The organism is Lacrimispora xylanisolvens (assembly GCF_002934545.1).
Taxonomy (GTDB): Bacteria; Bacillota; Clostridia; order Lachnospirales; family Lachnospiraceae; genus Lacrimispora; species Lacrimispora xylanisolvens.
Window position 1 is genome coordinate 160965 of the sequence record NZ_PTJA01000002.1, and the last position, 24146, is coordinate 185110.

The 24146-nt window shown below is 44.1% G+C and carries 23 protein-coding genes and 1 riboswitch; of the genes, 15 read left to right on the top strand and 8 right to left on the bottom strand.

The window, feature by feature from the left end; genetic code table 11:
- The first annotated feature begins 139 nt into the window (after positions 1-139).
- The 13 genes from BXY41_RS04070 (at position 140) to eam (ending at position 12244) form a co-directional block, all read left to right on the top strand.
- Positions 140-2050, top strand: a complete 1911-nt coding sequence (locus tag BXY41_RS04070) for a proton-conducting transporter transmembrane domain-containing protein (RefSeq protein WP_104434942.1) — start codon at positions 140-142, stop codon at positions 2048-2050.
- Positions 2047-2913 (top strand): respiratory chain complex I subunit 1 family protein, encoded by an 867-nt coding sequence (locus BXY41_RS04075; protein WP_104434944.1) that lies wholly within the window; start codon positions 2047-2049, stop codon positions 2911-2913. The genes BXY41_RS04070 and BXY41_RS04075 overlap by 4 nt, the downstream gene beginning before the upstream one ends.
- A gap of 28 nt (positions 2914-2941) precedes the next feature.
- The gene (locus BXY41_RS04080) at positions 2942-3394 is read left to right on the top strand and encodes an NADH-quinone oxidoreductase subunit B family protein (RefSeq protein WP_432765495.1); all 453 of its coding nucleotides are present in this window, start codon (positions 2942-2944) and stop codon (positions 3392-3394) included.
- Positions 3391-3732, top strand: coding sequence for an NADH-quinone oxidoreductase subunit C (locus BXY41_RS04085; RefSeq protein ID WP_104434946.1), 342 nt, complete (start codon positions 3391-3393; stop codon positions 3730-3732). The genes BXY41_RS04080 and BXY41_RS04085 overlap by 4 nt, the downstream gene beginning before the upstream one ends.
- Before the next feature lie 37 nt (positions 3733-3769).
- Positions 3770-4849: a hydrogenase large subunit gene (locus tag BXY41_RS04090; RefSeq protein ID WP_104434948.1), complete on the top strand. Its 1080-nt coding sequence runs from the start codon at positions 3770-3772 to the stop codon at positions 4847-4849.
- A 74-nt stretch (positions 4850-4923) separates the two neighbouring features.
- Positions 4924-5289, top strand: a complete 366-nt coding sequence (locus BXY41_RS04095; protein WP_104434950.1) for a 4Fe-4S binding protein — start codon at positions 4924-4926, stop codon at positions 5287-5289.
- Positions 5256-5612 carry a hydrogenase maturation nickel metallochaperone HypA/HybF gene (locus tag BXY41_RS04100; protein WP_104434952.1) on the top strand — a complete coding sequence of 119 codons (357 nt, stop codon included), beginning with the start codon at positions 5256-5258 and terminating at the stop codon, positions 5610-5612. The genes BXY41_RS04095 and BXY41_RS04100 overlap by 34 nt, the downstream gene beginning before the upstream one ends.
- 33 nt (positions 5613-5645) lie before the next feature.
- On the top strand, positions 5646-6305 hold the full coding sequence (gene hypB / locus BXY41_RS04105; protein WP_104434954.1) for a hydrogenase nickel incorporation protein HypB: 660 nt from the start codon (positions 5646-5648) through the stop codon (positions 6303-6305).
- A complete protein-coding gene (gene hypF / locus BXY41_RS04110) occupies positions 6272-8560 on the top strand; it encodes a carbamoyltransferase HypF (protein WP_104434956.1) in 2289 nt (762 codons plus the stop codon). The genes hypB and hypF overlap by 34 nt, the downstream gene beginning before the upstream one ends.
- Positions 8561-8582: 22 nt before the next feature.
- Positions 8583-8819, top strand: a complete 237-nt coding sequence (locus BXY41_RS04115) for a HypC/HybG/HupF family hydrogenase formation chaperone (RefSeq protein ID WP_104434958.1) — start codon at positions 8583-8585, stop codon at positions 8817-8819.
- Positions 8797-9837, top strand: a complete 1041-nt coding sequence (hypD, locus tag BXY41_RS04120) for a hydrogenase formation protein HypD (RefSeq protein ID WP_104434960.1) — start codon at positions 8797-8799, stop codon at positions 9835-9837. Before BXY41_RS04115 ends, hypD begins: the two co-directional genes overlap by 23 nt.
- Positions 9838-9877: 40 nt before the next feature.
- A complete protein-coding gene (hypE, locus tag BXY41_RS04125; protein WP_104434962.1) occupies positions 9878-10855 on the top strand; it encodes a hydrogenase expression/formation protein HypE in 978 nt (325 codons plus the stop codon).
- 132 nt (positions 10856-10987) lie between these two features.
- Positions 10988-12244: a glutamate 2,3-aminomutase gene (eam, locus tag BXY41_RS04130; RefSeq protein WP_104434964.1), complete on the top strand. Its 1257-nt coding sequence runs from the start codon at positions 10988-10990 to the stop codon at positions 12242-12244.
- A gap of 65 nt (positions 12245-12309) precedes the next feature.
- Here the strand turns inward: eam and BXY41_RS04135 are convergent, their stop codons facing one another.
- From BXY41_RS04135 to BXY41_RS04165, 7 genes are all read right to left on the bottom strand, one after another.
- Positions 12310-12657, bottom strand: coding sequence for a VOC family protein (locus BXY41_RS04135; protein WP_104434966.1), 348 nt, complete (start codon positions 12655-12657; stop codon positions 12310-12312).
- Between the two features lie 36 nt (positions 12658-12693).
- Entirely contained in the window at positions 12694-13974 is a 1281-nt protein-coding gene (locus tag BXY41_RS04140) for an SLC13 family permease (RefSeq protein WP_104434968.1), read from the bottom strand.
- A 63-nt stretch (positions 13975-14037) separates the two neighbouring features.
- Complete coding sequence (locus tag BXY41_RS04145) at positions 14038-15132, bottom strand: PdxA family dehydrogenase (RefSeq protein WP_104434970.1); 1095 nt, start codon at positions 15130-15132, stop codon at positions 14038-14040.
- Position 15133: 1 nt separating this feature from the next.
- Entirely contained in the window at positions 15134-16042 is a 909-nt protein-coding gene (gene dapA / locus BXY41_RS04150; protein WP_104434972.1) for a 4-hydroxy-tetrahydrodipicolinate synthase, read from the bottom strand.
- An 18-nt stretch (positions 16043-16060) separates the two neighbouring features.
- The gene (locus BXY41_RS04155; protein ID WP_104434974.1) at positions 16061-17221 is read right to left on the bottom strand and encodes an iron-containing alcohol dehydrogenase; all 1161 of its coding nucleotides are present in this window, start codon (positions 17219-17221) and stop codon (positions 16061-16063) included.
- 21 nt (positions 17222-17242) lie between these two features.
- Positions 17243-18403: a sialidase family protein gene (locus tag BXY41_RS04160; protein WP_104434976.1), complete on the bottom strand. Its 1161-nt coding sequence runs from the start codon at positions 18401-18403 to the stop codon at positions 17243-17245.
- A 60-nt stretch (positions 18404-18463) separates the two neighbouring features.
- Entirely contained in the window at positions 18464-19711 is a 1248-nt protein-coding gene (locus tag BXY41_RS04165) for a four-carbon acid sugar kinase family protein (RefSeq protein WP_170072207.1), read from the bottom strand.
- Between the two features lie 295 nt (positions 19712-20006).
- Between BXY41_RS04165 and BXY41_RS04170 the strand changes: the two genes are divergently transcribed.
- Both BXY41_RS04170 and BXY41_RS04175 read left to right on the top strand, forming a co-directional pair.
- Positions 20007-22652, top strand: a complete 2646-nt coding sequence (locus BXY41_RS04170) for a cation-translocating P-type ATPase (protein ID WP_104434980.1) — start codon at positions 20007-20009, stop codon at positions 22650-22652.
- 160 nt (positions 22653-22812) lie between these two features.
- A complete protein-coding gene (locus BXY41_RS04175) occupies positions 22813-23184 on the top strand; it encodes a hypothetical protein (RefSeq protein WP_104434982.1) in 372 nt (123 codons plus the stop codon).
- 48 nt (positions 23185-23232) lie between these two features.
- On the opposite strand, the gene thiT is transcribed toward BXY41_RS04175, so the two are convergent.
- Entirely contained in the window at positions 23233-23904 is a 672-nt protein-coding gene (thiT, locus tag BXY41_RS04180) for an energy-coupled thiamine transporter ThiT (protein WP_104434984.1), read from the bottom strand.
- Between the two features lie 29 nt (positions 23905-23933).
- A riboswitch (TPP riboswitch) is annotated at positions 23934-24032 on the bottom strand.
- Positions 24033-24146 lie beyond the last annotated feature (114 nt).

Genomic DNA, 24146 nt, shown 5'->3' on the forward strand with positions numbered 1-24146 from the left:
TCCCTTTTTCGTGTGATATAATGAGCACGAATTGATCAATTATGTAATATGACATCTTAGGTTTCGACATTTTAAATAACTAAAAAATAATTTTTAAGCGATTCTTGACAGAAATTATAAAAAGTAAGGTGATGAATGTATGGGTGCGATTACGGTATTGGTATTATTTCCTCTTCTGGCAGCGCTTGCTGTGCTTTTGGTGAAAGAGGACGAAGTAAGAAACAAAATTGTCCGGGTGAGTGCAGGCATAACAGCTGCTTTGACGCTGGTTGTTGTCTGTCTGTTTTTCCATAAGGGAATCGCTTATTCCTACCGCTGGGAAACTGTAATCGATTTAGTAATGGCGGTTGTGGAAGTGGTACTCGCCGCTTATATTATTACAATTGGTATCCGTTATAAAAATTATGCTATTTCTGTTCTTTCTTTTCTACAGACTGCAGCCATACTCTGTTTTGAACTGACCGCAAAAAGCCAGATCGAAGTGGAGAATGCGATTGTCTTTGATAAACTTACTGCAATCATGGTTGTAATCGTGGGAGTGGTAGGCAGCCTGATCTGCATTTATGCGGTGGGTTATATGAAAACTTATCATATACACCATACCGAGTATGAGGATCGCAAGGGTTTCTTTTTTGCAGTTTTATTCCTATTCCTTTCTGCAATGTTTGGTATTGTACTGAGCAATCAGCTTACCTGGATGTATTTTTGCTGGGAGCTGACTACATTCTGCTCCTTTTTACTGATTGGGTACACAAAGACGAAAGAGGCAAGAAACAATTCGTTCCGTGCACTTTTCATTAACCTCTTAGGAGGAGCAGCTTTTGCTGCCGGAATCATTATTATCGGCATGAGCAGACATACACTGGAACTATCTGTATTTACAGCACAAAAGCCAGATGCATACCTTATGATTCCTGTATTTCTGCTGTCTCTGGCAGCACTTACCAAATCGGCACAGCTGCCGTTTTCTTCCTGGCTGCTTGGCGCCATGGTTGCACCTACCCCCACATCGGCTCTGCTCCATTCGGCTACCATGGTTAAGGCAGGCGTGTATTTAATTATCAGACTGGCACCCCTTCTTGGTGCTTCGCCAGTGGGTAAAACAGTCACACTTGTGGGAGGAGTCACATTTTTAGCATGCTCTTTTATGGCGATTTCCCAAAGCGATGCCAAGAAGATTCTGGCCTATTCCACACTGGCAAACCTGGGTCTTATCGTTATCTGTGCCAGCGTTGGTACGGAAGAATCCATCTGGGCAGCAATCCTTTTAATTATTTTTCATGCAGTATCAAAGTCCCTGCTCTTTATATCTGTTGGTTCTGCGGAACATCAGATTGGAAACAGGAATGTGGAAAACATGGATATCCTTCTTGGGGTTTCAAGAAAACTGGCTCTGTGTATGATGATAGGAATTGCAGGTATGTTCCTTGCTCCCTTTGGTATGCTGATTTCCAAATGGGTGGCAATGAAAGCATTTATTGACTCCAATAATATTCTGATCGTCATTATCCTGGCTTATGGCAGCGCAGCCACGCTGTTTTACTGGACCAAGTGGATGGGTAAGCTGGTGTCAAAAGTTAATATGAGGCAGCAAAGTGAAAACGAATTTCACTTAGATGAGGAGATTCCCATTACAATCCTTGCTTGTTTGGTTGTTGTATCCTGCTTTACTTTTCCGATTGTATCCAAATATGCCCTGATACCTTATTTAAACCAAGTCTTTAAAGGTCAGGCTTTGATGCCCATCGGATCGGGAGATATCAAACTGATGCTTTATATGTTAAGTATGCTTATCATTCTGCCAATCAGCTTTATACCGGTTTATAAAAATGACAAACGAAGAAGAGTTCCCATTTATATGGCAGGAGAAAACACGGGAGACAATGAGACCTTTTACGGAGCCTGCGGGACTAAGCGGCAGGTGGAGCTTCATAACTGGTATATGGACAGCTATTTTGGAACAAAGAGGTTATCCTTCTTTAGTGACATTTTATCTTTTGTCATTCTCATTTGGGGAGTGATACTGCTGATCGGAGGGATTGCATCATGATGAACGTTCTAAGAATTATCGGGATAATAATTCTCGCACCTGTGGTAGGCGGTCTGCTGACCGGTATCGATCGTGTCATCACTGCCCGCATGCAGGGCAGACAGGGTCCTCCTGTTTTACAGCCGTTTTACGATGTGCTGAAGCTGACGCAGAAGGAATCCATTGAAGTCAATTCCATGCACCGTTTTTTCGTGTATGTATCAATGGTATTTGCTGTGTTTACCACAGTCATCATGCTTTCAGGCGGCGATATTTTATTGGCAATCTTTGCACTGACACTTGGATCTGTATTTTTTGTTCTGGGTGGTTACGCGTCAAATTCTCCATATAACACCATTGGATCGGAGCGGGAGCTCTTACAGATTATGGCTTATGAGCCAATGGTGCTTCTTACCTGCATTGGCCTTTACTACGCGGAAAAAAGCTTCTTTATCAAAGACATAGTCATGGCTGATAAACCATCTATTCTTTATCTGCCTGGGGTTTTCATCGGTCTGGTTTTTGTTCTGACATTTAAACTGAGAAAATCACCCTTTGATTTAAGCATGTCCCATCATGGACATCAGGAGATCGTCAAAGGTATTACCACCGAGTATTCCGGAAAGGATCTGGCTGTGATTGAGGTAACTCACTGGTATGAGGTGATCATATCGTTATCTCTTGTATATGTATTTTTTGCCACCTCTGCACCAGTCAGCCATGTGGTTGCTGCAATTGTGTGTCTCGGTGTGTATCTGTTTGAAATAATTGTAGATAACTGTGCAGCAAGGCTGAAATGGCAGCATGCACTTAATTCTGCGTGGATTGTTACGGGAGTAATGGGTACGGTGAATCTGGTGATCCTTTCATTTTTTATGAAATGAAATCCCGGGAAAATTGAGGAGAGTGCGTATGAATTTGAATGTGGTTAAGAAATCACCCTGGATTCTGCATTATGACGGCACAAGCTGCAATGGCTGTGATATCGAAGTACTGGCGTGTCTGACACCATTATATGACGTGGAACGTTTTGGGATTATCAATACCGGAAATCCCAAGCATGCGGATATCTTACTTATTACCGGCAGCGTCAATGAACAGAATATTCCGGTTGTGAAACAGCTTTATGAACAGATGCCGGAACCCAAAGCAGTGGTAGCAGTTGGAATCTGTGCAACCTCCGGCGGCATTTTTGCAGAATGCTATAACGTAGCTGGTGGTGTTGATAAGGTAATTCCTGTTGATGTATATGTGCCTGGATGTGCAGCACGTCCGGAATCCATTATCGATGGCGTAGTGAAAGCCCTTGATATTCTGGAAGAGAAGAAAAAAGCGATGCCGAAAAAGCGGATTGGAGAAAAATGAAAGAACAGATATTAAAAGAAATCTCCCCCAATGATCTGCTGACGGAGATTATGAAAATAAAAAATGATGGTTACCGGCTGGTAGCAATTTCCTGTACCAATAAAAATGGAATGGAATTAACCTATTCCTTTGATAAGGATTACGAATTGCTGAATATCCGGCTGATCACAGATACGGAAACCGAACTGCCAAGTATCAGCATTCTTTATCCCTATTCATTTCTTTATGAGAATGAGATAAAGGAACTGTTTGGAGTTAACATAACAGGCATTATACCGGATTTCAATGATAATCTTTATAAGATTCCGGTGAAGACACCATTTGGCGTGAACGAATAGCTGGCTGTGGCAGCCTGCATCAGTATGGAGGTTATTTATGGGAAATAGGACAATTGTTCCGTTTGGTCCGCAGCACCCGGTTCTTCCGGAGCCGATCCATCTGGATCTGGTGCTGGAGGATGAAACGGTTGTAGAAGCAATTCCTAGAATTGGATACATTCACAGAGGCTTGGAAAAGCTGGTGGAAAAAAGAGATTATCAGCAGTATTGTTACGTGGCAGAACGAATCTGCGGAATCTGCTCGTTTATGCATGGAATGGGATATTGTATGTCCATTGAGCGTATTATGGATGTGGAGGTGCCGGAGCGGGGCGAGTTTTTACGCACAATCTGGGCAGAGCTTTCAAGGCTTCACAGCCATCTGCTCTGGCTTGGACTTCTGGCGGATGCCTTTGGATTTGAAAGTCTGTTTATGCAGTCCTGGAAGTTAAGGGAGCAGGTTCTGGATATTTTTGAAGAGACCACAGGCGGACGTGTCATTTTCTCCGTATGTGATATCGGAGGAGTAAGAAAAGACATTAGTCCCGAGACGTTAATGAAGATTAAAACAGTTTTAACTGAAATGGAAAAGGAATTAAAAGAGACAACCAGTGTCTTTATCAACGATACCACAGTGAAGCTGCGCACCAAAGGTGTGGGAGTTCTGACAAAACAGATGGCATTTGATTTAGGTGCAGTAGGTCCTATGGCAAGAGCAAGCGGAATCGAAATGGATATGAGAACACAGGGATACAGTGCATATGGCAAGCTGGATTTTAAACCAATTACCAATGATGGCGGGGATTGTTATGCCAGAACCAGGGTAAGAATCAAGGAAATGTTCCAGTCAATCGATTTAATCAGACAGTGTATCGATATAATCCCTGGCGGTGATATTAACGTGAAAGTAAAAGGAACTCCAAACGGAGAACAGTTTATCCGGCTGGAGCAGCCCCGCGGTGAGGTTGTTTATTATACCAAAGCAAATGGAACCAAATTTTTGGACCGGGTAAGAGTCCGGACTCCTACCTTTGCCAATTTGCCTGCATTGCTTGAGACACTAAAGAACTGCTCGCTGGCAGACGTACCCATATTGATTCTTACCATAGATCCCTGTATCAGCTGTACCGAGCGGTAACAAACAGAGGTACAGCCAATCAGGTAACAGGATAACATGTAAATGCTGTCATAAGCAGCAGAATCGAGGGTATTATGTCTGTATTTAAGATGTCAAAGACACTGTTAAAGAATATATTCCATGGTCCCTATACCGTGCCATACCCGGTAAAGAAGAAGGAAACCTATGAACGGACCAGAGGAAAAATTGGAATTTCCATTGATGACTGTATTTTCTGCGGTATGTGTGAAAGAAGATGCCCGACCGGAGCGATTCAGACTGATAAGGCAAAGACGTCATGGAGCATTGAACGGTTGAAATGTATCCAGTGCGGTTACTGCAGTGAGGTCTGCCCGAAAAAATGTCTTACCATGGAAAATCAGTACACGGCTCCATCATATGGGAACGTAAGGGATGAATACGTAAAATGCACGAATATCCAATCACCAGGCGAATCATAGAAATCGCCGGAGAATATGCAAAGGACAATGGTGCATCTGAGGTAAAGGTGATCAATCTGGTTGTGGGAGATTACTGTGGTTATGTGGCAAGCTCCATTGAACTCTATTTTGAGCTGATTGCGGAGGGAACTCCATGTGAGCATGCAAAGCTTCATATCGAGAGGGTAGTTCCCAAACTGCGGTGCACAGGCTGCGGCCAGCTGTTTGTCAGAAAGCCCTTTACCTTTGAGTGCCCCCTTTGTAAGGGTGAAGGAACACCCACTGAAATAGGACAGGAATTTTATATTAAATCCATTGAAGTACAGGATTTAAATGAGCCGTAAAGCGGCTTGTTTACGAAAGGCAGGGATGTTGTCATGTCAGAAAATAAAGAAATTGAAATCATGCAGTCTGTCTATGATAAAAATGACCAGGTTGCAGCTAAAATCCAGGCTTCCCTGACAGAGAGCGGTATTTTTGCCGTCAATGTAATGGGAGCGCCCGGAGCGGGAAAGACCACCTCTCTGATTCAGCTGATCAAACGTCTGGAAGAAGTTACCGCTTATGTCATTGAAGGTGATATTGAGGCAGATTTTGATACAAAAACCTTACAATCCCTGGGTGTAAAAGCGATTCAGATCAACACCGGCGGAGCCTGTCATCTGGATTCTCCGTTAATCGGACAGGCGGTAGAGGATCTTCACATCAGTGATGGAGTGCTGTTTATTGAAAATATCGGAAATCTGGTTTGTCCTGCCGAATTTATGATTGGCGAGCATGCGAAAATGCTCATATCCACTGTAACAGAGGGAAGCGACAAGCCTTATAAATATCCTCTGGCATTTGAAAAGGCAGATTTAATTCTGTTAAACAAATGTGATCTTTTACCCTATGTAGACTTCGATGAAGACTTTTTCATGAAGGGAGTACGGGCATTAAATAAAACAGCTCCGGTGATCAAGGTCTCAGGAAAGACCGGAGAAGGCTATGAAAAGGCAGCAGAATGGATAATGGAAAAAATAAAGAAACAGCAGTAAAAATTAAAGTCTGCGGTATTGTACAGGGGGTTGGATTCCGACCCCTTGTTTATCGTGCAGCCAGAGAACTGGGGTTGAAAGGATGGGTACGAAACGTTGGCGGTGATGTGGAAATTGTGGCACAGGCATCAAAAACAGCACTGGACCGGTTCTTATCTGATTTAAAAGAAAATAAAGATCAAAGATATGAGATTATAAACATGGAGACAGAAGGTCTGCCGGTCTCTGATCTTGAAAATTTTGTTATCATACCAAGCGGTGAAGCAAAAGAAATTTCCATGATTCCTGCAGATCTGCCTGTCTGCCCCCAATGCTTAAAAGAACTTGCTGATCCATTGGACAGAAGATATGGCAATCCATTTATCAGCTGTATGGCGTGCGGTCCCAGATACACCATAATAGAAGAAATGCCCTATGACAGAGACAACACTGTCATGAAGGATTTCCCCATGTGCAGTGCCTGCAATAAGGAATACACTTCTCCCGAAAGCAGACGGTTTCATGCGCAGACAATTTCCTGTAATGACTGCGGACCCTATCTTTTATACCAGGATAACAGGCAGCGGGAGGCGGAAGAACTTACCGACCGGGAGGCCTTAAAAAAAGCCATAAAGGTGCTGGGAGATGGCGGAATCGTGGCAGTAAAAGGAATCGGAGGCTATCACCTGGTGTGTTCGCCTTTTCTCGAGAAATCGGTAGTCCGGCTTCGCCAATGCAAAGGACGGGAAGAAAAGCCTTTTGCCGTTATGTTTCATTCTGTTTCAGAAATAAAGAAATACTGTGATGTTTCAAGAGAAGAAGAGATACTGCTTACATCCAAAGCAAGACCCATCGTACTGCTTCCGATGCGGGAAGACCTCATGGCTCCGTCCACCAATAAAAAAAGCCTGTACTGCGGAGCATTTCTGCCCTATACGCCCCTTCAGCATCTGCTGACGGAAGAACTTGGCCCCCTTATTATGACAAGCGCCAATACATCAGGACAGCCAATTATCCGTGAAGATGATTGTATGTGTTCTCTTTCCGATCCATACCTTGATGGAGTATTGTATCATAGAAGAAGAATAGTAAGATCCGTAGATGATTCCGTAGCAAAGATCGTGGCAGGCAGTCCTCAGCTTATCAGAAGAAGCCGGGGATATGTTCCTTATCCGGTTTTTCTGCAAAAAGAAAAAGCCGGAGAAGCAGAGGTTTTCGCTGCGGGAGGAGATTTAAAAGCGGCTTTTTGTCTCAGCCGCGGGGCAAAAGCAGTTGTATCCCAGTATTTCGGTGATTTGGAAGAATTCAGTGTTAGGGAGGAGTATAAAAAATCCTACAAAGATCTGACACGCCTGTTAAACATTACCCCGAAGCTGGCAGTTTGTGACCAGCATCCCAATTATTACTCTTCCCGTTTTACCCAAAGTCTGATGCTCCCTGTGATGAAAGTTCAGCATCATCATGCCCATATTGCATCTGTTATGGCGGAGCATGGGCTGAAAGGTCCCGTAATAGGCGTGGCATTTGACGGAACCGGCTATGGAACCGATGGGAGCATATGGGGAGGGGAATTCTTAATTTGCGAAGGAACGGAATTTGTCCGGGCTGCTCATTTGCGCCCATTCCCGATTCTTGGAGGTGATCAGTCCATGCGGGATGGGAAAAAGACTGCAGTCTGTTATCTCCATCATGCAGGTCTTGACAGTTCATTTCCCGATGAAAGAAAGCAGCTGATAACGGCTGCTCTGGATCAAAGAATTAATACAGTTTTAACTTCCAGTATGGGCAGGCTCTTTGATGCAGCGGCATCTGTCCTTCAGATTGCCCATGAGAACAGGTATGAGGGAGAATGCGCCATACTGCTTGAACGGGAGGCTGAAATTGCCAGAAGAGAACATATAAAACCTCCGTCCCTGCCATTTCTGATAACTAAAGAGGATGGTGTTTTAAAACTGGACCCCAGACCATTTTTTGAAGCAGCAGTAAACTGCAAAGACAGAACGAAAACCGGTGCGCTGGCTCTGGGTTTTCACCATGCAGCAGCAGAAGGAATTGCAGAAATCTGTGAAATCTTGAGAGACTGTCACCATACCAGTGATGTGGCACTGAGTGGAGGTGTATTTCAGAACACGGTTCTTACAGAACTGACGATTACCCTTTTAAAGGAAAGAGGTTTTCATGTATACGTAAACCGCCTTGTTCCGCCGGGGGACGGCGGACTGAGTCTTGGACAGATCTACTTAGGCAGAGAACATTGGAAGGAAAGTAACAGGTAACTGGAAGAAAGGAGAGAATCTCATGTGCGTTGCAATACCAGGAAAAGTCATAGAAATACGGGGAGATTATGCAAGAGTGAATGTAATGGATAATATCACCGATGTGAATATAAAGCTTGTGGATGCTGGAATCGGAGATTATGTCCTGATCCACGCAGGCTGTGCCATAGAAGTAATAAGCGGGGAAATGGCTGAGGATATCTTAAGCCTTTTTTCAGAACTTCAGGAGGACAGGTATGAAGATCCAGGAAGTGATTGATGAACTGAAATCTTATGACGGGAAACCGGTGAAAATCATGGAGGTCTGCGGAACCCATACTTCAAGCATTTTTAAAAATGGAATCAGAAGTATGATATCTCCTAAAATTAAACTGATCTCCGGCCCCGGCTGTCCGGTTTGTGTTACCTCATCTGCTTATATCGACCGATTGACAGAATTTTCCTTAAAAGAGGATCACTGTGTTTTGACCTTTGGCGATATGATGAAAGTAAAAGGCAGCAGCATGTCCTTAACAGAAGCAAAGGCAGCAGGAGGAAAAGTGAAAATCCTGTATTCTCCATTAATGGCTTTAACAGAGGCCAGAGAGCATAAAAACATCCAGTATCTGTTTGCAGCGGTAGGGTTTGAGACGACCGCACCCATCTATGCTCTCATGATGGAGGAGATGAAGCAAAAAAATATTACCAATCTGAAACTTTTAACTTCTGTAAAAACAATCGTACCGGCCCTTTCTTATATCTGTGAGAGAGAAAAAAATATCGATGCATTCTTAAGCCCTGGCCATGTCAGCGTGATTACGGGGGCTGACAGCTACCGGGAACTGGCGGAAAAATACAGGAAGCCGTTTGTAATTGCAGGCTTTGAGGGAGAGCATATTCTGGCAGCTGTCTATGAAATCATGAGGCAGTTAAAAACAGGCCGATATGAAGTGAAAAATATGTACGCCACTGCAGTAAAGGAAAAAGGCAATGAAAAAGCCCGTGCCCTGCTTTCAGAGTATTTTGAACAGGGAGATGATTTCTGGCGGGGGATCGGTATCATTGAAAATTCCGCTTTAAGGCCGAAAAAGGAATATGAGATATTTGACGGGGGCAGCCGTATTGAGGGCATGAATGAGGAAATGCCCAAAGGGTGCAAATGTACAGACGTGATTCTGGGACGCAGGAATCCGGCAGAATGCCCGCTGTTTAAGACGGTCTGCACGCCGCTTCATGCAATTGGTCCCTGTATGGTGTCATCAGAAGGAGCCTGCGGGATCTGGTATCAGAATTCATAAATCCAATCACAATAACAGATGAAAGGTCAGGACAGAGGTTATGAAAATTGATATGTCTTACGGCAGCGGTGGCAAGCAGACCGGTGATCTAATTAATCAGGTTTTTTTAAAGCATTTCAATAATAAAACGTTAAACAGACTGGAAGATGCGGCAGTGCTGTCTGTTGAGGGAAAAATTGCCTACACAACAGATTCCTTTGTTGTTACCCCTCTGTTTTTCAGAGGAGGAAATATTGGCAAGCTGGCAGTGTGCGGGACTGTTAACGATTTGTCCATGATGGGAGCAGTTCCAAAGTATCTCACTGCAGGCTTTATTATAGAAGAAGGGACTGAGCTGGAAACCATAGAGGAAATCGCCCGCACCATGGCTCTGACTGCAAAAGAAGCAGGAGTCCGGATTGTAGCAGGCGATACCAAGGTAGTGGATGGCAATGGCGGTGTTTTTATTAATACGTCGGGAATAGGGGAAGTAATGAAAGGCGGTATCAGTATCTCTCACTGTAAACCAGGTGATGCCATTATTTTATCGGGAAACTTAGGAGAGCATCACGCGGCGATTCTTTCCCACCGCATGGGGATAGAAAATCAGATTGCCAGCGATTGTGCGCCGCTTAACTCCATAGTCCAGAACTTATTGGACAGCCAGATCAGGGTTCACTGCATGCGGGATGTCACCAGAGGCGGTCTTGCCACGGTTTTAAATGAAGCAGCAGAGCAGTCTGCATGCAGTGTGGAGATCTGGGAGGAAGCGCTTCCTGTCAGTCCTGAGGTAAAAGGCTTTTGCGGTATCCTGGGGCTGGATCCGCTCTATATGGCCAATGAGGGAAAGATGATAGCGGTTGTCCCGGGAAATCAGGCCGAAAAGGCGTTAAAAGCAGTGCAGAACAGTAAATACGGAACAAATGCCAGAATCATTGGAACAGTTCTCGAGGGAAACGGAGTCAGAATGAAAACCAGGCTTAATGGACTTCGAACCATTGATCTTTTGTATGGAGAAGGTCTTCCAAGAATCTGTTAGTGTAAGTGAAGAGGTCAGCTTATAAAAAGCGGGCTTCTTTTTTTCTTTTAGCAGAATAAATTTTATTGACGTAGTAACAACTTATTTGCTATAATGAAGTTGTTTCTTTTGGAGCAAAAGGAGAATAAATATATGGAAAAAGAAAAAAAACGTCAAATATCACTACAGCGGGCAGATGAACTGAAGGGGAGGATTGAAGATTTTCTTGAGGCAAGGAAATCAATTTCCACTGGTATCAGCAAAGAAGATGTGCTGAAGGAACGGAAAAACAAAATACTTCATATTTATTCGGCAACGGAAGAGGACTGGAATGACTACAGATGGCAATTGAAAAACAGAATTACAGATGTGGAGAGCTTAAGCCGGATTCTTCCTGTCAGCGAAAAAGAGAAGCAGCTGATCCGGGAAGTGGGGGAAAAATTTCGGTGGGCAGTTTCCCCGTATTACCTAAGTCTTGCAGATCCGGACGACAGCTTTGATCCCATACGTCTGATGAGTGTCCCAAACTATAAGGAGCTGGAAGACAGCTGTACGGATTTAGATCCTATGGCAGAAGAGTATACCAACCCAGCCGGATGTATTACCAGACGGTATCCGGACCGCCTGATTATCAACGTAACCAATGAATGTGCCATGTACTGCAGGCACTGCCAGAGACGGCGCAACATCGGGGAACAGGATGTCCACAATTCCCGTGACAAGATTGCAGAATCCATTCATTACATCAGAGAGAATGAGGAAATCAGGGATGTTCTTATCACAGGGGGAGATGCACTCACTCTGTCAGATCAGCAGCTGGAATGGATTATCAGCCAGTTAAAGGAGATTCCTCATGTGGATTACATAAGGCTTGGCAGCAGAATTCCCGTAACCATGCCCCAGAGAATCACCAAAGAGCTTTGCGATATGTTAAAGAAATACCACCCAATCTATCTAAACACTCATTTTAATCACCCCATGGAGATTACAGAAGAATCAAAAGCAGCCTGTGAAAGGCTTGCTGATGCAGGAATTGTTCTGGGAAATCAGGCAGTTTTGTTAAATGGTATTAACAATGACAAATTTGTAATGCGTGTGCTCAATCATGAATTGTTAAAGTGCAGGGTGCGGCCATATTATATTTTTCATGCGAAGCATGTACAGGGAACCACCCACTTTAACACATCCATTGAAGATGGCATTGAGATTATGGAATATTTAAGAGGATATACCTCCGGTATGGCAATTCCCACATTTATTGTCAATGCACCAAAGGGGCAGGGCAAAACTCCCATATTCCCCAATTATATTATTTCCAGAGGTCCGGGTTATGTAAAATTCAGAACCTGGGAAGGCAACGTAGTCAAATATGAGGATCATGAGACAAAAGACATTCATGAACTTCTCTGATTCATAGAAAACCGCTGATCCAGATGCGATGTTTCATTGGCAAATGGATCAGCGGTTTTTATCTGTTATTTTTGCATAATATGAATGGCAAAGCCTCCAAACTCACCGTCTAAATAGACATTTTTCAGTGTTCCATCTTCAAAATATGCCGCAGTCTCCATGTTAAAGGAAAAGCCTTTTTCTTTCAATTCCTGAACGGCAGAGGTTAAATCCGGTGTACGCATGGCAATGTGACCATTTGAACCCAGGAAAGGAGCTTTCATACATTCAAAATAAGGACCTCCAAACTCAGACTTCTGACCGTGGCGAGGCTCCAGGTTAAACATCATACTCAGCAGCTGCGCCAGTTTTTCTGCTTCTTCCGAATTTGGAGTGTTTATGCCAATATGCTCCAGTTCATATTTATTATTCATAACTGTACCTCTTTCTCATTTAAGTAGATTAACATTTTACATTGGGAACAATAGCAAAGCTCCGGCAGTTAAAGCAAGCAGTCTGATAAAGTACATCGGAATCGTGTATTTCCAAAACTCTGTCAGTTTATATTTACCAATTCCCATTACCATAGCTGGCATACCGTCAATTGGTAAGAAATGGCCATTCCAGCCTGAAATTACAATTGCAGCAGCGGCAGCTGTCGGATTCAGTCCAAGACTCATACAGGTAGCAATCGCCATAGGCGCAAATACATACACAGTACCGATTGTGGATCCTGTAAGGGTTGCAAGTACACTTGTTAACATACAGAATACAAAAATCAGAATGAAAGGATTGATATTTGTTCCAAGCATATTCGCTACTGTTTCTCCAACTAAAGCAGTTAATCCGGTGCCCCCAAGAGCATCAGCAACACCAATAACGCCAGCTGACATCAAAATAATTGGAGCTCCAATGTTATTACGAATTTCATCAAAATTCAGAACACCGATCACTAAAACCAGACCTGCAGATAAACCTGGAATCATATATCCGGCATCGCCTACTTTACTTTGAAGAATCATACCGATAACAGCTGCGATAAAGGCCGCATAGGTTGCATTTTCTTTCCATTTTGGTAAATCGTAAACGGTATCCCTGGATTTATCTGTGCCGGTTTCTGTATCTTCCACATTTTTGTTAGGCAAAATTTTATAACCAATTAAAGCCCATGCCACATAAGCCAGAGAAAGAATCAGATTTACAATAGAGAATTTCGCTAAGGAAACGCTGGTAATACCGGATTTGGCAGCTGCTAATACAGCAATAACAATGCCGTATTGTAATGTAACATTAACTGGGATCAGTGGGTGGTTAGCTGCGAAACCGGCAGCAGCGATCACCTTGCCACGTGGTAATTTGTCAGAGTACTGTATCGTAGATAAAATACCTAAAGTAAGAACATAGAATGCAGTGGAACCTGTTCCAAAGATACTGCTGGCCAGCATGACGATTATAAACAACATGATATATGCCTTGTATCCACCTTTGTCAGCCATATTCATAATTGTTTTTCTGAAAGCACCAATCAGGCTTGTCTTTTGAAGAGCGGCCACGATTGCCATGAAAGAGGCAAGCATAATAATGGTAGCGTTAGAAAAACCGCCGAAAGCAGTCTTGATATCGGTTATGCCAAAAAGAACCATTAGAAGACAGGCAAGTATTGGAGGTGCACCGAATGGAAGTTTGTCTGTCATAATCAAAATAATCATGAAAATTGTGATAGCAAGAGCAATAATCATTGGGATAGTCATTTGTTTGGACTCCTCTCTTATATAAAGCTATATTAATTGGCAGTAGGGTGCAATTTATCAATTTCAGGATTCTTTTCTGGCATGAACCATATGGATGGCGTAATCAATTGCATTGACCAGACTCAGTTCACTGGAGCGGCCGCTGCCAGCAAGATCGATGCCGGTTCCATGGTCTACACTGGCACGAATGACAGGCAGTCCGAGAGTCACGTTAACACCTTCAACCGCTTCCCAGTGTTTTTCTTCACGGTTATAAACAAACCCTTTTACCTTCAGGGGAATGTGACCCTGATCATGGTACATGGCGACAACAATATCGTACCAGCCGCCCAGTGCTTTAGAAAATATGGTATCGGGAGGGGTGGGCTTCTTTTCCGGAATAATAATTCCCTCAGCCATGGCTGCATCAATGGCAGGCTGGATTTCTTCGACTTCCTCCCAGCCAAACATGCCGTTCTCACCACAGTGGGGATTTAACCCTGCTACTCCGATTTTGGGTTCCTTTATTCCCAGGGCTTTGCAGCCTTCGTTGGCAATTCGAATGCAATCCAGAACACGGTCCTTTTTCACTCGATCACAAGCTTCCCGTAATGACACATGAGTGGAAACATGGACTACCCGCAGGTCGCCGTGAGCCAGCATCATGGTGTACTTTGGTGTATCCGTATAATCAGCATAAATTTCAGTATGACCGGAATAGTGATGACCTGCCATGTTTATGGCTTCTTTACTCAGGGCGTTGGTAACGGTAGCGTCAATCTGATGCTCCATAGCCAGCTGAATCACTTTTACTACATACTGGAAGGCTGCCTCACCACCCAGTGCACAGGCACCTACGCCAAAGGGTTTTGGTTCATTCAGTTCTGAGGTGTCCGGAATTGCATCTGCAGGAATCAGCTTTAAATCCATCAGATCAATGGTGCCATAAGTGTATTTGCCTTCAGCGGGAGAAGAGATGACATTCAGCTTCAAATGAATGCCATGAACTTTTTCAGCCACCTTTAAAGCGTAATTTATGGAAGTTTCATCCCCTACTATCAAAGGCTTACAGCGCTCATAGAGTTTTTCATCTGCCAATGCCCGAACCGTAATCTCCGGGCCATTTCCAAAGGGATCACCCATGGAAATTCCAATAATAGGTCTCATTAGATTATTCATATCAGCACATCCCTCTGTCGGCATTTTCCTTTAAAACCTGTTTTAGTGCGTCAATTCCTTCCTCACATAGATAGTTAAAAGGACGGCGGCAGTCGCCTACCGGATAACCAAGCAGAGAAACAGCCTTTTTAACAACCGTATTGGGGTTGCCATATTTGAATACAGCACGGAACGAGGCGATGGAGTCCTGAGCAGCCTTAGCCTCCTCCAGTTTACCGGCCTGAAACAGTTCATAAATAGATGCAAGAACATGTGGATATACGTTGGCACATCCGGCAATACCGCCGGCACCGCCTGCTTCAAGGCAGGGAAGGATAAGGGAATCGTTTCCGGATAATACACGGAAATCTTTATCTAAATCCTTTGTAAGGTTGATGTAGGCAAGTAAGTTATCCCAGTCACCGCTGGAATCTTTGGCACCCATAATAAGGTCTACATCTTTCGCCAGCTTTGCAACGGTCTCAGGAAGTAATTTATTGCCTGTACGTGCCGGGATGTTGTATAGCACAATTGGAATATCTACATGTTTGGCAATTTCCACGTAATGATCATAAAGCTCTTTCTGCGAAGCAAGAGCAAAGCTGGGTGTGATAATGGACAGCACATCAGCGCCAAGTTCCTGAGCTTTCCGGCTGACACGAATGGTATCAGACGTGGAAATGCAGCCTGTACCTGCATATACCGGAACACGATGGTTTACCTGATCGATGGCGGCCTCAAGCACTTCGATTTTTTCTTTTTCATTTAAAATATAACCTTCTCCATTGGTTCCAAATGGGAATATACCGTGAACACCACCCTCCAGCATTCGTTCAATCTGGTTACGCAGCTCCTCCAGATTAATAGATTCATCGGCGTTCATAGGGGTTAGAATTGGTGGGATAATGCCTTTTAATTCGACGTTCTTCATGATAATAATCTCCTCTGATTAAATAATTTTCTCATACAGTGACCTGGCATCAGCAGGTGTAACTTCCCGCATATTGTTTACCAGAAGGCGTGTTACCTGCATACCGGCCTCTACCAGTCCGTCTAAGTCTTCGGCGGGTACTCCAAACTCTTTTAAGCTGGTGGGGATTTCTAATTCTTTTACGATATTCTCCATCCACGCAAGCAGATAAGCACTTTTTTCTTCCGCTGTCTGGCAGTTTCCCTGGGTGTGAACACACCGGTCATAAACAGCAGCAAATTTCTCACGGCATACCGGTTCATTGAATCCCATGACCGGAGCCAGTAACATTGCGTTGGAAACGCCGTGTGGAATGTGGTATTTACCTCCAAGGGGATAGCTTAATGCGTGTACGGCAGTAGTTCCGGAGGCAGTAATAGCCAGTCCCCCGTAATAGGCCGCAATCTGCATCCTGTTTTTAGCTTCCATTGCCTCGGAGTTGTTACATGCCTCCATGATGTTGTTAAGAATCAGATCCAGACCCTCAAGTGCGTACAAATCGCTGAATGGATTTGCTTTATTGCTGGTAAAGCACTCGATGCAGTGAGCCAGAGCATCCACGCCCGTAGCTGCTGCAATCTTGCGGGGGACGTTCTTAATCATTCTGGCATCCAGTATCACATAGTCAGCAATCATGTTCTCGTTGACAATTCCCACCTTTAATTCCTTTTCCGGAACGGCAACAATGGCATTGGGGGTAACCTCTGCTCCAGTACCTGCAGTGGTGGGAATCAGAATAATGGGAACGCACTTTTGTGCACGGCCCGGATCGTCTAACAGTTCCTTCACTCCGTACTCGTCGGTGACGAGGATACTTGCCAGCTTGGCTGCGTCCATGACACTGCCGCCGCCGCAGGCTACGATCATATCCGCTTTGCTGGCTTTAAACTGGTCTACCAGCTTTTGAACTGCGGTATAAGTCGGTTCCGGAGGGAGTTCATCAAGGACATAGTAATGGGCTCCTGCAGCTTTTACTGCCTCCTCAGGCAGGGAGAACAGGCCGGATTCCTCGATTCCCTTATCTGTAAACATGGCAACCCGATTTACCTTTCGGTTTTTTAAGATGGTTGTGACGCTTTCCATGGCGTTTTCTCCGCCATATACGGCGTGGGGCATTTTAATGTTATAGGTTTTCAGCATTTTTAAATCCTCTCAGTGTTATTAATGGCTCTGGGCAGCAGTTGGGTTATAGAGTCCAACCCGTTCTCTCTTTTGACCCAGAACATCCTCCTCGGTGAATCGAAGGTATTTCACTCCGGCGCGGGTGTGGGAGGCATAGGCCAGATGGAGAGCCCCATCATCTGACTGCATCAGACAGGGATATTCGTACTGCCGGTTATTGGTTTTATTTTCCTCGCCCATATAGCCTTCCCCCCGTTCCATATAGCGGATGATGGGGAAAGTAAGACCGCCATCCTCAGTCAGTGCAACCGCAACCGGGCAGCGAAGACCAGGCCATGCAGCCTTGCCCGGATGGGGATCGGGTGTGCAGGTAGGGTTGTAGGCAATGGCAATGCGTCCGCTTTGCAGTTTCACTGCACTGATACTGGAGTTGTTGTTTGGAAGAGGTGTGGGAGCCGGCTCACTCCATGTTTCGCCCCAGTCAAAGGACTCACTGCGGTGGATACGGAATGCTTCACGGTTACGCATAAAAGCAACCAGATGACCGTTATCCAGCTCTATGACATTGGCATGAACATGACCGTTGCTCTCAGGCATCATTACCATGCGCCACGTCTTTCCTTCATCATCAGAGATGCGGAAAGCGGTGGGATCTCCGGACAGTCCTTCTTTGGAATCTGTGCACAGCCAGTTGGCGAAAATCCACCGTCCAGATGATAGTATCTGAATCGGCTGGCGGCAAAAGGTTCCTTCTTCGGGGAACACTGTTTCATAGGCCCCCCATGTTCTGCCCCCATCCGTACTCTTCTGGCAGCGTACTACGGCTGTATACTGCATGTTGTCTTTGCCTTCCTGGCGATCCATCTGGGCGGTGTACATAGCCCATACAGCATGATCAGGACCGTAGAATAAGGAGGGGTTCTGCTCACTGCGGTCAGGGTCACTGGAGATGTCCACAGGCGGAAGCCATGCTGCTGCGTCTTTAGGAAGAAGGGAGCAGATAATATGGATATCGGCGCTGCCTTCGTAGGTGCCTGCAAACCAGCAGCACAGCAGATCGCCGTCAGGCAGTTCAAGCATTGCCGGAGCATGGGCGGTGGGATATCCACCGGTAGGAAGGAGTGCTTCCAGAATTCCCATATCATCATTTTGGTAAATAGTGCCGTCCCAGGTCAGGCCAGGTAATTTCGCGTATTGCATGTTTTATCCTCCTGATTTGTATTTTTTTATGGCAATTATTTTATTGCCGGATACACAGATTTAAATTTGAAACCGGTCTGACAGATCCATAAAGAGAGATTCCCTGCCGAAACCACCTGATTTTGATATGATATTGATTCTTTTTCCCTTGTAGAGTACTTCTGAGAGTACAACACCCTGCTCAACCTCACAGACAGGTGATATCACGTTTATACCAGTCTGTTTTATAAACTGGTATAGAAGATCCCCGCCCATGAGAAATACAGTAGCGTTTACTCCGCGGTCAATCAGATCTTCGACCAGCCGCGCCATTACAGCCACCACATTTTCTCTGATCTGAGAAAGTTCAATTCCTCTTTCTTTTGCATATGCGTAGGTCTTCCCCGGCTCGTCCGGCCCGTTGGCATTTAAAATAACCACAGGTGATTCCTTGCAGGATTGAAACACATGAGACACCAGGCTGCAGGCTGAATCTCCATTTGCCCAGGCAGGACTCAGTTTTTCTTCCGGAGTCAGGTGGTAATGTGGAGCCCCGCTTCTAACAGCATAACTGCATTGGGCCAGAGATACCGGATGAATACTGCCGCATGCGATGAGCAAATGAGAAGATATTTCTGGTGTTTGAGGTTTGCTCCCGGAAATCCCTGTCAGCATGGGAAGCAGCGACGCGAATCCTGCGCAGCCCGACAGCAGATGTATTTCCCCTTTCTCTTTCAGCTTCTGTGCAATCTGTTCCAGATCGTCTGCTGACTGTGAATCATGAATGAGAATTCCCTCATACTGGCTCCAGTCCTGTCGGGGATCTTCTATAATAAAAGAAGGAATATCTGTCTGGGACCGGATAATCTGTGTGATGTCAGAGTATAAAACAGGTTCAAAGGGATCTTTTCCAAAAATGCTTTCATCAATAGGTACGCTGTCAGCGTAGTGGATTCCCTTTCTGGTGGTGCGGTTCATCTGGGGATAAGCGGGAATAAAATGGATCCTCTTCTGTCCGCCAGCTTTTAGTACAGCAGAAAGCTCTGCTCCGATATTTCCACGAAGAACGGAATCTGTTTTTTTATATATAAAAGGAATTCCGGCTTTTCGTGCGCGCTCTGTTATGGAAAACACAGCTTCATAGGCGTCTTTCTGGTTTAAGTGACGGGTTTCGGCATCAACCACCAGGACATCAGTTTCAGGGCTGAAATCTGTCGTATTAAACTTAGAATCTAAGGTAACATACGCAGTTGCACCACTTGCTGATAACTGGACACTGGTATCCAGTGCGCCCGTAAAATCATCTGATATTATTAATAATTTAATCATGTAATTTCCTTTTCCATCTGCTTTTATCAGGTTTTTATAAACGCCCTTGTATCTTAAAAACATGATACCATACGGGAATTGGTTCACCAACCAATTAAATCATTGTTTTAGTTCATTTATGAAACACATCATAGAAACGAGATACAGGTTTTTGTACAATATACACAAAATAATTTTATTGCTTTCAAAGAAAAATGAAATATGGTATAATAAACTACGAATCAAATGTTCCAAATATGAACGATTTGGAGCGACAACTTGGACATGCCATTCATTTATTTACGGGAGAAAAACTATGCGAAAAGAGTACTTAATGGAATCAACAGATGTTTTAAGCCAGTTGGAGACATCGCTTCAGGGACTTTCGGATGCTTCAGTGGAAGAGAGAAGGTCAAAGTATGGGTTTAACAAACTAAAGGAAGGGAAAAAGCCCAGCCTGATTGAAAAATTTTTAAAAGAACTTGCTAACTTTATGACAATTGTTCTGATTGTTGCAGCGGTTATTTCAGGTGTAACTTCGATTTATGCAGGGGAAAGCATGATTGATACCCTTATTATTATTTCTGTGGTTATTATCAATGCCGTTCTGGGTGTTTATCAGCAATCCAAAGCAGAATCTGCAATCCAATCGTTACAGGAGATGGCTGCAGCCACATCAAAGGTAATTCGAAATGACAAGCTTCTTATTGTCCGGTCCGAAGAACTGGTTCCTGGTGACATCATTCTTCTGGAAGCAGGGGACAGCGTACCTGCAGATTCCAGAGTCCTGGAATCTGCCAGCTTAAAGGTAGAGGAAGCGGCGCTGACAGGAGAATCCGTATCCGTATCTAAGATGATGGAAGCCGTTTCAGGCGGCTCAGGAGAGGTTGGGCTGGCAGACAGAAAGAACATGGTTTATACCGGTTCTACCATTGTTTATGGAAGAGGGAAGGCTGTGGTATGCTATACTGGCATGGAAACTGAAATCGGTCATATTGCCGATGCACTCAACACAGCCAGGGAGGAAGAGACTCCGCTGCAGATTAAATTAGATCAGCTTTCCAAAGTACTGTCCATTATGGTACTTGGAATCTGTGCTCTTATGTTCGCCATAGATTTAATAAGAATTGGCATATCTGGAGGCGGGATTCATTTAGATCAGATTATTGATACCTTTATGATTGCGGTTTCTCTGGCAGTAGCCGCTATTCCGGAAGGTCTGGCAGCCGTTGTCACCATTCTGCTTTCCATTGGTGTGACTAAGATGTCAAAGAAACATGCCATTATCAGAAGACTGACAGCTGTGGAAACCCTGGGCTGTACCCAGATTATCTGCTCGGATAAGACAGGAACCTTAACACAAAACAAAATGACGGTTGTGGAGCATTCTGCCTCTGATGAAACTCTTTTAATGACTGCCATGTCACTGTGCTGTGATGCGCAACTGGATCTGGACAGTTCCCAGGCAGTGGGAGAACCTACGGAATGTGCCCTGGTTAACGATGCATTTAAAAACGGTCTGTCAAAGCCGGAGTTATCCAGGATATATGTCAGAATTGGGGAAGCACCCTTTGATTCGGTCAGAAAAATGATGTCAACGGTACATAAAAAAGCAGACGGCACTGTAATACAGTTTACAAAAGGAGCTCCTGATGAGGTTTTAAAGCGATGCACCAAAGTATATACAGGGGATGGCATTGCAGAAATGACAGATGAAATCCGGGAAGCCATTTTAAAAGCCAATAAAAGCATGGCTGATAAGGCACTCAGGGTTTTGTGCGCTTCCATGAGAGAGTGGGACAGCGCCCCGGCTGCCATGGAACCGGATATTCTGGAAAAAGATCTGGTGTATCTGGGACTGTCCGGAATGATTGATCCGGTACGCCCGGAAGTAAAAGCAGCCATTACAGAGTGCCAGGAAGCAGGCATCCGTCCCATTATGATCACTGGAGACCATAAGGATACCGCAGTTGCCATTGCAAAAGAGCTTGGAATTCTTGAAAATGAAAGTATGGCGATTACCGGTGCCGAACTTCAGAAGATTTCCGAGGAGGAACTGGAAAAGACCATACAGAATTATTCTGTTTATGCAAGAGTTCAGCCGGAACATAAAGTACGGATTGTTAAGACATGGAAGAAGCTTTCCAAAGTAACAGCCATGACAGGAGATGGAGTGAACGATGCTCCTTCTATTAAAGAAGCTGATATTGGCGTGGGAATGGGAATTACCGGAACAGATGTGACTAAGGATGTTGCAGATATGGTGCTTGCTGATGACAATTTTGCAACCATCGTAGCTGCAGTAGCAGAGGGACGCCGTATTTACGACAATATCCGTAAGGCGATCCAGTTTTTACTTTCCTCAAATCTTGCAGAGGTAATTGCCGTATTTGTCGCCAGTCTTTTCGGGTTTACTATTTTAAAACCGGTGCATTTGTTGTGGATTAACCTGATTACAGACTGTTTCCCTGCTATCGGTCTTGGTATGGAAGCAGAAGAAGGCGATATTATGAAGCGCGATCCAAGAAGCCCCAAAGATGGTGTGTTTTCCGATGGAGTAGGGGCCGAAACGGCATTTCAGGGCATGGTAATTGCCATTCTCACTCTGGCTGCGTACTTGATCGGACATTATATGGAAAGCGGAGTATGGGAAATTGCAGAGAGTTCCGATGGTATGACTATGGCGTTTTTAGCCCTGTCCCTGCTGGAGATGTTTCATTCCTTTAATATGCGTTCCAGAAAGGATTCCATCTTTCATTTAAAATCAAGGAATAACTTTTTAACCGCATCATTAGCAGTGTCCTTTGTTCTGACAACCGCAGTCATTTATGTTCCATTTTTACGGGAAGCGTTTTCCTTTGAGCATATTTCACTGGTGGAATATCTTGTGGCAGTATTGATTTCCGTTTCCATTATTCCGATCGTGGAGATTATGAAGCTGTTAACACATAAAAAGAAATAAGTAATATAGCGAAAAATACCGTCCGGGAGGGCGGTATTTTTCGCTTGCATTGTGCCCGCTGTAATTTATATTTACTTAATGTCAGCCGATAATAGAAATAGAAAAGCATAATTAATTTCTATAAACTGTTACCGTGGACACTGTAAGGAGGAAAAATTTTATGGAAATAACCGGGTTAAATAAATACTGCCATACTGATACCGTATCAAAGAATGTGGGAACAAAATACAATGGTGGCACAGAAATAAATATGGCAGAGGTATTTAGAAATGAAGTATTAAAATGGGAGGAAAAAATTAAAAAGAAGATTAATGAGGATTTAGAAAATGACCGTGAATGCAATAATAATATGTCTGAAAAAAAATGGAGTGCTTTCATGAATGGAGTGGATAGAGCGCTGAATGTTTTTGACCAAAATGGAAATACAGATATTAAAGCCAAAGATTCCAGACCAGATAAGGAAAGTAAACGACTTCATGATGATTCTTTTGCAAGATACCAAATAAGTGTACAGCAGCGCAGCGACAAATAAAATAATAGTCCAGACAGGATATATCTCTATGCTGGACTATTATCTATTTTAGCCGTTTACTGCCTGGCGTTTCATCTGGGTGATGGCTTCGATGACCGGTGGCAGATATAATATTACGATAGTTACAACCATTTCAGGAATAATATAGGTAGCGTTATATCCAAAGGTATATAAAAGCGGGTTCATGCCTTCCGGCGCATAGGAAGCAAAGAATATGTAGCCGGAAATAACATGGCATAAATATCTGCCTAAAACACCTGTGATATATCCTGGAATCAGTCCGTATTTTCTGTTATGAAATAATCCGGAAAGGCCCAGGCAGCCGAATGCTATGGGATAGTCCAGGAGAACCTGAACGGGAGCGTAAATATATGGCCCCATAATAAACTGAAGAATTCCGTATGCCACTCCTGTCATGATTCCGGCTTTAACGCCGTAGATATAGCCAATCAGACAGATAAACAGCATGGAAAACAATGTGATGGAACCTCCGAACGGAAGTGAGGCAAATTTGATGAAGGATGCCACCATAGCCAGTGCCATCGCACCTGCGCAGGTTACCATCTGCCGGGTTTTCAGCTGTCTGGTGGGAAGTGATTTTCCAGTAAGCAGATGAATTCCCAGTAAAATTATTAAAAGTGCTGCAATCACCAGTCCGTAACCGGCTGGTTTTAAAAGGTATTCTCCGGATTCCTGAGAATAGGTTAGAAAAAATGACATAAAAAAACCTCCTTCGTATGCACAGGAGGGGACTACTACTATTGCTTCCTTCCGCCGGCATTGTCCGGTTCAAGTAGTAAGGGTCAGGTAAATACCATTCTCAGCCTAAGGCTCCCCCAGCGTGTCATAATTTTTTCATTTCGGTGTGAGTATAACTGAAATAAAAGGGAATGTCAAGTTATTTGAGACTGTAAAATAAGTATAAAAAAGTAAATTAAGCACAACCTAGTAAAGCAGTGCAT